The organism is Pantoea sp. MBLJ3 (assembly GCF_000816655.1).
GTDB classification, from domain to species: domain Bacteria; phylum Pseudomonadota; class Gammaproteobacteria; order Enterobacterales; family Enterobacteriaceae; genus Pantoea; species Pantoea eucalypti.
In genome coordinates this window covers 425221-434691 of record NZ_JSUT01000002.1, presented here as the reverse complement: position 1 = coordinate 434691, position 9471 = coordinate 425221, and the positions used below count along the sequence as shown (strand labels likewise).

The 9471-nt window shown below is 56.5% G+C and carries 6 protein-coding genes; all 6 read left to right on the top strand.

The window, feature by feature from the left end; genetic code table 11:
• Window positions 1-522, top strand: a 522-nt coding sequence (locus NP77_RS03030) for a DUF3304 domain-containing protein (RefSeq protein ID WP_039658989.1), incomplete at its 5' end; no start/stop codon positions are given.
• On the top strand, window positions 510-2957 hold the full coding sequence (locus tag NP77_RS03025) for a DUF2235 domain-containing protein (protein ID WP_039658978.1): 2448 nt from the start codon (window positions 510-512) through the stop codon (window positions 2955-2957). The genes NP77_RS03030 and NP77_RS03025, both read left to right, overlap by 13 nt.
• Before the next feature lie 18 nt (window positions 2958-2975).
• Complete coding sequence (locus NP77_RS03020; RefSeq protein ID WP_003855563.1) at window positions 2976-3233, top strand: PAAR domain-containing protein; 258 nt, start codon at window positions 2976-2978, stop codon at window positions 3231-3233.
• Window positions 3230-4369: a hypothetical protein gene (locus tag NP77_RS03015; protein ID WP_039658976.1), complete on the top strand. Its 1140-nt coding sequence runs from the start codon at window positions 3230-3232 to the stop codon at window positions 4367-4369. The genes NP77_RS03020 and NP77_RS03015 overlap by 4 nt, the downstream gene beginning before the upstream one ends.
• Window positions 4353-7805: an ImcF-related family protein gene (locus NP77_RS03010; RefSeq protein ID WP_039658975.1), complete on the top strand. Its 3453-nt coding sequence runs from the start codon at window positions 4353-4355 to the stop codon at window positions 7803-7805. Before NP77_RS03015 ends, NP77_RS03010 begins: the two co-directional genes overlap by 17 nt.
• Window positions 7802-9403: a type VI secretion system protein TssA gene (gene tssA / locus NP77_RS03005; RefSeq protein WP_039658974.1), complete on the top strand. Its 1602-nt coding sequence runs from the start codon at window positions 7802-7804 to the stop codon at window positions 9401-9403. The genes NP77_RS03010 and tssA overlap by 4 nt, the downstream gene beginning before the upstream one ends.
• Window positions 9404-9471: the final 68 nt, after the last annotated feature.

The following is a 9471-nucleotide window of genomic DNA, read 5'->3' as shown; positions in this document are numbered from 1 at the left end:
CGACATTACCTCGTGGTACTGAGTGCCGTGTTGCTGGCGGGCTGTAGCCAGCAGCAGGCGAACGCGGAAAGCCGGGGTGGTGGTGGAACCATAGAGGCAATCAACCATACCAAATGGGCCATCAACCATTTCAGCGTCGACGGTCAGTCGGGAATTGACATCATCGGGCCGTATCAGGGCGGCGGGGGCGGCTGCTGCTATGGTGTGCCGGCGAAATGGCGACCGGATATGACGGTCAAAATTGACTGGGAAACCGGGGTTGGCGATATGGACGGTTTCCCAGGCTTTGGTGATGATGTCAGGTATCTGGCCTGGGAAAAAAAAATGAAGGCCCAGAATAAGCAGCATAGCGCGGTGGTACCTTTACCGGATTATACGGGGCAGGAAACCTGCGGGATCACGGTGCATTTTCTGCCCTGTGATGAGGTGAAAGTGACGACCAGCTGTGCGAACTATGGCCATCCGGAACACCCGATTAAAGAGCCTCTTAAGATGCCGGAGCCCAGAGTATGTCCGAAATAATTACCGAACTGGCGTGGTTCCCGCCGGTGTTTCCTGCTCAGGGGCGTTTACCCACTCAGGCTGCGCTGGTCGGTACAAACTGCGCGCAGCAGGACAGTCACGAGCTGGCCTGGCGACAGGAACTGTGCCTGGTCGCCGGGCGACGCGTGGAGCCCCCGTGCTGTAAAACGTTGCATATCAGCCTGTTTTTCGACGGTACCGGCAATAATCTTAATCATGACTTATATATTGCTGACCCGAAGCACCCCACCAATATTGCCCGTCTGTTTCGCGCGACTATCGGGCAGGGGGCTGCCGGGGGAGTAGTAAACGATGAGGAGTTGCTGGATGCTGACGGCAGCGGCGATGACAAATACTACAAATATTATATTCCCGGCGTCGGGACGCCTTTTCCCGAGGTGAGCGATCTGGATTTCAGCATGGTGGGGCTGGCGGCGGCGACCTATGGTGAGGACCGCATCAACTGGGGTCTGCTGCGGATTATCGATGCCCTGAAGCGTACAACAACTAAGAAGAGTCTGTCGAACAGTGTGAGCTGGAGCGCGGTGAATAAAATGGCAACCTTTGTGGCGTCCTTTGGGCTGACCGGCGCGGCCAACCGTTTTGAGACCTTCCAGAGCCTGCTGAAAGAGATGGCACCAGATCTGCAAAAGGCCCTGGTGCCTGTTGAACCTGGAAAGCCGAAGCTGTTGGGGATCAAACTGTACGTGTACGGCTTCTCGCGCGGGGCAGCAGCGGCGAGGGCTTTTGTTAACTGGCTCAGTGAGCTGCTGCCAAAGCCTGAAGAGGGAAAAGACAAACCTGAGCAGTGTCTGGCGGTGGAGGGGCTGAAAATTCCGCTCAGCGTGGAGTTCCTTGGCCTGCTGGATACCGTTGCCTCGGTGGGCGTGGCGCATATCGCCCCGGTGGCGGAAGGGCATATGGGCTGGGCGAACGGGACCCAGGAGCTGCCGGCTGAGAAGACTTACGGCGGGTTGGTTAAGAAGTGCGTCCACCTGGTCTCTTCTCATGAGCAGCGGCTCTGCTTTCCACTGGATTCGATTCGCCGCCCGGATGGTAGGTATCCGGCGAACAGCCTTGAGGTAGTTTATCCGGGAATGCACTCGGATTTAGGGGGAGGCTATCCACCGGGGGATCAGGGAAAGGCCAATGCAGACAACGACGGCTATTTGTTGTCACAAATAGCGCTACATGAAATGTATGCCTCTGCTTTCGGATCTGGTGCCCCCTTAAAAGTACCTAAGGAAGTGCTGCCTGTGGATTTGGCACAAAGCACTTGGAGAACTATGCCTTTTGATTTAGGACGGGAATTTTATATATCAGAAATATTAATCAATCGTTTCAATGCCTGGCGCGAAATAACCCTCGGCCTTACAGCTCACGATGAACCCCTCTCCCCCGAACAAGCCGCAAACTACGATCCGCCACGCGCGCCGGTCAGCCTGGAGAAAGCCCTTGAAAATCAGATGGGCTGGATCACCGCGTGGCGTATCAATCGCTATGCCGCTGGAACCTACAAAACACAGCGCTTCTATGTTGATTCGGCGGCGAACGGGCTGGATAAAGACAGCGATCCGCTGGTCAGAAAGCAGTCTGAGGCAGACTGGAAAGAAGCAAAGAGAAAAATTGACGATACTCGCCGGGCCATGAAAGCCGCCCACACTGCGGAAAAGGGCTTCCTGATGCTCCCGCCGGGTCCGAAGGATTTCGACGCCGCACTGGCGCAAACTCAGCTGCGCCAGGCCGCCGAAGAGTTCAGGGAAGATTACAGCGGCCTCTCCCGGTCGGATACCGGGAACTGGCGGTTTACCGTCATTGATTCAGTGAGTAACGCCGTCTTCCTGCTGAATAACGACAATCAGTACGGTGAGTGGCTGAAAATAAAAACCGCGGGTGACGATCGCAAGGACGTGCTTTTCCCGGCGACCGGAGAAGCGAGCAACGCGACCGGGTCTGCCGGGCTGACGCGCGCGCTGTTTGACGATCAGGTTCATGATTCCCGCGCGTGGTTTATGCACAACGCCTTAGGCTCCCGCGAACCCTGGGGCAGCTATTTCCTCTACCGGATGATCTATTTCGGCAACTGCAGCAGTAAGCCGATGACGCCGTTGATGATTGCCGGGGCGGTGGTTGGCGCCGCGACGCTTGCCGCAGGCGCGGCCGTAATCATTAAACAGAAAACCGTGAAGGGCAAAATTGCGGGGCTTGCCGGTACCGCGGGGGGCATTTATTTCGAAAAACAGGCCATCGATCTGCTTTCCGGTAAACCATTACCGATGCTGTCTGATGTCGCACAGCTGCAGGCGCCAACGATGGAGCCCGGCACGGTGGTTGCACAGCAAACTCAGATCATCAGCGATCAGCGGCTGGCGCTGGCAAAATCGATGATTGAGTCCATCTGGGCGGAAAATCTAAAGGCAACTGTAAAGCCCTGATTCAGGGAGGAATTAAGGATGAAAGCAGTGATACGCGAGGGCGATACCCTGCGGGAGTACGGTGGAAAAGTGCTGGGCGGGCATTATCTTCTCTTCGGTAACGGGATTGCCTGCAAAGGCGATGCGGTGAAGTGCAATAAACATGGGATGACGGTCATCAGCGAAGGCAGTTCATTATCGGAAGTGGACGGACAGCCGGTGGCGTTGCACGGTCACCGTTGTGCCTGTGGCTGTACGCTGGTGAGCTCCTTTCCCGATTGTGGCATTGAGCTATGAGACCGTTACCGGAGTATCCACCCTATCGGGTTGCGCGTCCTCCTGCGGTAAAGCGATGGTTGTCAGCGGGCGCGCTGATGATATTGCTGTGCGGTGGGGGCGGTGCGCTGCTTCAACCTGCCGGGAACGGTGCCGGGCTGGCCATGAAAGGAATGGCTGGCGCGGTGATCCTGATGGGCATGCTCTGGTTAATACACCTGCTGTATTACCGGACTTCGGCCCATAACGCCCGATATTATGAACAACTGGTTGAGCAGCAGCAGCAGGCCTGGTGGAAGCAGCATCGACACCGTTTCGCGCTCAGTGAAATGGTGCTGCTGGGCCCGGCCGGAACCGATACGTCACACTGGCTGCGGCTGTTAAAACGCGAGCATCGGGTTCCTGAGATAAAAAATGAGCCGGGCGGGAAAGCGCTGCGTATTGGTCGAACACTGGTCGATACGGTGACTGAACGCGAGGCTTTGCTGGCAAAAATGCTGGTGCTGCAATGGCAGACGCAAAGCGCAGATTCCCCCCTCCCACAGTTATGTCGCTGTTACTGGCAGGGTTCTCTGGATGCCTGGCATGCATTCTGTACCCAAATGAAGGTTTCATTTCCGGACGTGGTGCTGCCGAAAAAACCGGAGGCATGGCAAGGCGAAGAGACGCTGTCTGCACTTGCCTCAACGGCTCAAACGCTTCCTGAAACAGAGGCCATTCTGGTTGCCGGGTGTCATTCGATAGCGGCCTCATTTAATTCTGTGCTGCCTGCCGGTGAGTCCGCTGCACTGTGTCTGGTCGCGCAGAAAGGACTGGTCAGCCTCACCCGTGGAGAGGTTTACGATATCGCCGGGAAAGAGGTTTTAACCGCAGCCTGCGAACGAGCGGAGCAGCAAAGCGGCTGCGAAGAGCCGCCTGACGCCTGCATGCTGTTCTCACAGCCGACGCTGCCCACCCTGGCGCAAAGCGGCTGGAATGTGACCCATCACGTTCAGGACCTCAACTGGGGCAACCCCGATGATATGGAAATGCTTATCGTGCTGGTTCTGGCAGCCCTTTACGCAAAAAACTATCAAGAACCCTGCGGCTGGATAGCCAAAGACCCTCTTCATACTCTCGCACTTGGAATTATTAAACCTTATGGTGAAGGAAAATAAACCCGCTGAATTTTCTGTGCTTGCCACGGCGGTGTTGTTTGTTGCCACTATCACGCTGCTTGTGCTGGCAGGTGGATTGCTGTGGTGGTATTGGGGGGAAGATCTCTCCACGGAATGGGTTTTGATACGTCGAATCATGACGGCCTGCTTTGTTGTCTGGGGAGTGTCGCTCTGCGTACTGGTGCTGGGGTTTATCGCTTTTCATTTAATGATACGGGATAAAGTGATGGGGGAGGCTTCTTCCAGACCGGTCAAAAAGAAAAGAATGCCCTGTCTGACTCTCAGCACGGACATCAGCAGCCATCTCCGTCGCCGCTATAACCTCTTCTGGCGGCGTAAAACCCGTCTGTTGTTAATCACTGGCGATGAAGCGGCAATCGAACAGCTGGTACCGGGCCTTCACGAAAACCAGTGGCTCGAAGGCAATCGTACCGTCCTGATATACGGCGGCAGTCTGACTTCTGAACCCGATAAGGAAAAATACACCGCGCTGCGTAAACTGCGCCGCGGGCGTCCTCTGGACGGTATTGTCCGGGTAATGCCGCAGTCGCTTAATCTGACCCCACAAATCAGTGACAACGATCTACGCAGCCTGGAAAAAATCAGCGAACTGTTGCGTTACTCAGCGCCCGTCTGGTTGTGGCAATTGTGCGACAGCCACTGGCCGCAGGAGAATCGCCCGGAACAGGCAGTAGGGGCAAGCTTCCCCCCGCGTGCAAAAGAAGACGATATTATTCACCAGCTGGAACTGATGCTGCCTGCCTTGCAGACACAGGGTTTACAACAGGTTGTGGAAAATAACAGCCACGACTTTCTGCTGCGCCTGGGTCAGCACCTTAAAGAGGGCGGTATCAGGCGCTGGGCTCAGCAACTGGTACCCTGGTTATCTGCCTCCCAGCAGCGCGTTCCGCTGCGGGGCCTGATGTTCAGCCTGCCTGCGAGTAAACCTGCTGATATTGCTGAGGGAATAACCGGTGATGCAACTGCCGGCGTCGGGAAATATCTCCCGGAATCACAACGTCATGCGCTGATTCTGCCGTTGACCTGGCAAGGAATAGTGGATGACTGTACCCGCATACGTGGTCGCCGCGTCGGTATGGCGTGGGAACAGACGACTGGCTGGGCACTGATGGCCATCCTTTGCGTATGGGGCGCGGGGATGCTGCTGTCGTTTGCAGTTAATCGTCTGCAGATTGTCTCTGTTGCGCAGCAGGCTCATGGTCTGGTCGGGCATCCTTCCGTATCGGATTACCACCTCACGGCTCTGCATGCCCTGCGTAATGATGCGGGACGCCTTCACCACCGTATTCGCGATGGCGCTCCGTGGTATCAGCGCTTCGGTCTGGATCACAACCCGCAGTTGCTCGACGCGATGCTGCCCTGGTACGGCGTGGCGAACAACCGGCTGATACGCGATCCAGCGAATACGGCCCTGATGCAGAAACTCAGTGCGCTGGCAAACTCCGCACCTAATAGCGACCAGCGGATCCTCCTGGCGAAACCAGGCTATGACCAGCTAAAAGCCTGGTTAATGATGGCGCGTCCGGATAAAGCCGATGGCGCGTTTTACGCCCGGATTATGAAAGACGTGCAGCCGACGCGGATGGGCATTTCAACCGGCCTGTGGCAAAGCCTCTCCCCGGACTTGTGGGCTTTCTACATGAATGAACTGCCTCAGCAACCACAGTGGACAGTCACACCGGATGCGCAACTGGTGAGTCAGAGTCGTCAGGTACTGTTGCAGCAGATTGGTCGCCGCAATGCAGAAAGCACGCTGTATGAGAACATGCTCAAATCCGTACGTCGTAACTTTGCCGATCTCTCTCTGGACGACATGACCAGCGGCACCGATGCCCGTCGTCTGTTCACCACCGATGAAGTGGTACCAGGCATGTTCACCCGCCAGGCCTGGGAAGGCGGCATTCAGCAGGCTATAGAAAAGGCTGCCAGTTCCCGCCGTGACGAAATTGACTGGGTACTGAGCGATTCCCGTAAAGCAGTATCGTCAGACCTGTCGCCGGAAGCCCTGAAAGCACGTCTGATACAGCGTTACTTCACCGACTTTGCCGGCAGCTGGCTGAGCTTTCTCAACAGCCTGCGGCTTAACCCGGCAAACAATATTGCGGACGTCACCGACCAGCTGACGCTCATGAGTGATGTCCGCCAGTCGCCACTGATTGCCCTGATGAACACACTCGCCTGGCAGGGGCAGACCGGACAGCGAAGCGAAGGCTTTTCAGATTCCCTCATCAAATCAGCTAAAGACCTCACAGGCGGGAAAGACAAACCTGTAATCGACCAGTCCGCCTCCATCCCGCAGGGGCCGCTGGATGAGACCTTCGGCCCACTGCTGCAGTTACTGGGCAAAAACAAGGGCAACAACGTCATGTCGGCGGACAACTCTCTGAGTCTGCAGACGTATCTGACCCGTATCACCCGCGTGCGTCTGCGCCTGCAACAGGTGGCCAGTGCCTCTGATCCGCAGGAGATGATGCAAAACCTGGCACAAACCGTATTTCAGGGTAAAAGCGTGGACCTCACTGATACTCAACAGTATGGCAGCCTGATTTCCGCGAGTCTGGGTGAAGAGTGGAGTGGGTTTGGCAATACGATGTTTGTGCAGCCACTGAGCCAGGCCTGGGAGACCGTGCTTCAGCCATCGGCAGCCAGTCTGAATGACAAATGGAGCCGGTCAGTTGTCGCGAACTGGCAAACTGCCTTTTACGGTCGTTTCCCGTTTGCCGCCAGTAAAAGCGATGCCTCTCTGCCGATGCTGGCCGAGTTTATACGCAAGGACAGCGGGCGTATTGAACGCTTCCTGACCACGGAACTGAGCGGCGTATTGCACAAAGAAGGTAGCCAGTGGGTACCGGATAAGGTCAACAGCCAGGGGCTGACCTTTAACCCGACGTTCCTGCGTGCCATCAATAAACTGAGCCAGCTGTCAGACATTCTGTTTACCGACGGCAGTCAGGGTATAAGCTTCGAACTTCAGGCACGTCCGACACCTCAGGTAGTGGAAACTCAACTGACCATTGATGGACAAAAGCTGTACTATTTCAACCAGATGGCTGACTGGCAAAGCTTTCGCTGGCCGGGAGACACTTACAAGCCGGGAACCATGCTGACCTGGACTACGGTCAACGCCGGGGCACGTCTCTTCGGTGACTACAGCGGAACCTGGGGGTTTATTCGCTGGCTGGAGCAGGGCAAGCGCCAGCAGCTTGACCGCAGCCAGTGGATGATGAGTTTCACTGCCCCGGACGGTCGTACTCTGCAGTGGGTGTTGCGCTCACAACTCGGAAAAGGGCCGCTGGCGCTGCTGGATCTGCGCGGTTTCACGCTGCCGGATCAGATATTCAGTGTGGACAGCGCCGCCACCGCGCAGGCGCTGATGGCTAATACAGGAAACAGTGACATGGAGGGTCTCGAATGAGCATTTTGCAGAATCTTGTTGCCGCATGTCAGGCGGATGAAATTCAGTTGCGGCGACAGGCGCAGGCACGGATAGAAAGCTGGCACCCCTGGTTAGCTCCGGTAAGTGACGTCAGTCCGACCGGAGAAGACCCAGGCTATGATGATGATTTTCAGCGTATCCGGGAGGAGGTCAATAAACTCTCCGGGATTGATACCGGGCTGATATGTGGGCTTGCTGAAAAGTTACTGACCACTGAGGTCAAAGATATCCGGATTGCGACTTATTACTGCTGGGCGCGCCTGCATCAGGATGGGGAAGCAGGCTTTGCCGAAGGGCTTGAGTTGCTGGCGGGTTTACTGCTGCGCTTTAGCATGCAGCTTCATCCACAGCGTGATCGCAGCCGGAAGGCCGCGCTGGAGTGGCTCGCGGGTCCCCGTCTTCTGAACAGTCTCTCACTCTACCCGGAGGTCGTACGCGAGGATGCACTACGTACCGCCGGCGCGCTGCTGATCATCCGCGATAACCTTGACGCTGAACCTGAAGCGTCCCGACCGGAACTGAATGCCCTTTACAGTGCGCTGGAATCTCGCCTGATAAAGGCGGGTGGCGTGGATGCTGTGGTGCCGCAGAATGCAGGTAATACAGTACTTTCCCAGGCCTCCACGCTTACCACTGCACCTGACGCACCGAGCCTGAGTCGTATTGCCTCTGGTCAGGATTTGCTGGCCCAGGCCCGAACCCTGACGGAATATCTGCGTGATCAGCCCGACGGCTGGCTGGCAGCACACCGGCTGATGAAAAGCCTGCGTCATGACACGCTGAGAACGATTCCGGCACCGGATGCCGAAGGGAAAACGCGTATCGAACCGCCGCGGGCCGATCAGCGGGCCATGCTCAAACGTCTGTACCTGCAGCAGAGCTGGTCAGAGATACTGGAGCAGGCGGACAGCACCTTCTCGCGTGGCGCCAATCACCTCTGGCTGGATTTGCAGTGGTATATCCACCAGGCCCTGATCAAGTCGGGGCAGGATGTGCTGGCAGACATCATCGCCGCCGACCTGAAAGGGTTGCTGCGCCGCCTGACCGGGCTTGAAACCCTGGCTTTTAATGACGGTACACCGTTTGCCGATGAGGTCACGCTGAACTGGATAAATCAGAGCGTACTGGATGATATGTCAGGCTGGCGTGATGAACCGATCAGTGCCGTCAGTGAGATGGATAACCAAATCCTGGCCCTTGAGCCGGAAGCGCTGGAGAAAGCGGACACCGATGGTCTGGATGCCACACTTCACTGGCTGCAGACTCGCCCGGGCATAGACGCCACAAAAGACAAATGGCTGCTGCGTCTGGTGATGGCTCGCGTGGCTGAACAGAAGGGCAGGAATGAACTGGCCCTGCATCTGCTGAGTGAGCTCGACAGTGCCGCACAGGCAATTACCCTCACGCATTGGACACCCGCACTGCTGTTTGAAGTGAAATCACGCCGCCTCAGACTGCTGCGCATGAAAGCCACACGCAGTGAAACCGATAAATCCCGACTTCAGCCCGAGATGGATTTGCTTTTGTCCGATCTGATTGCGATCGATCCGGCAGGCAGCGCAGTGCTTTGCGGCTGAATCCGTTGACTCCCCCCTTTGACTCTTTTTATGAGCTTATCTGATGGAAATAAATAGTAAGGAACGCC

Bases quoted from the DNA above. Each gene is read 5' to 3' on its own strand.
- NP77_RS03010 (WP_039658975.1), top strand. From the start codon at position 4,353: ATGGTGAAGGAAAATAAACCCGCTGAATTTTCTGTGCTTGCCACGGCG.
- NP77_RS03015 (WP_039658976.1), top strand. From the start codon at position 3,230: ATGAGACCGTTACCGGAGTATCCACCCTATCGGGTTGCGCGTCCTCCT.
- NP77_RS03020 (WP_003855563.1), top strand. From the start codon at position 2,976: ATGAAAGCAGTGATACGCGAGGGCGATACCCTGCGGGAGTACGGTGGA.
- NP77_RS03025 (WP_039658978.1), top strand. From the start codon at position 510: ATGTCCGAAATAATTACCGAACTGGCGTGGTTCCCGCCGGTGTTTCCT.
- tssA (WP_039658974.1), top strand. From the start codon at position 7,802: ATGAGCATTTTGCAGAATCTTGTTGCCGCATGTCAGGCGGATGAAATT.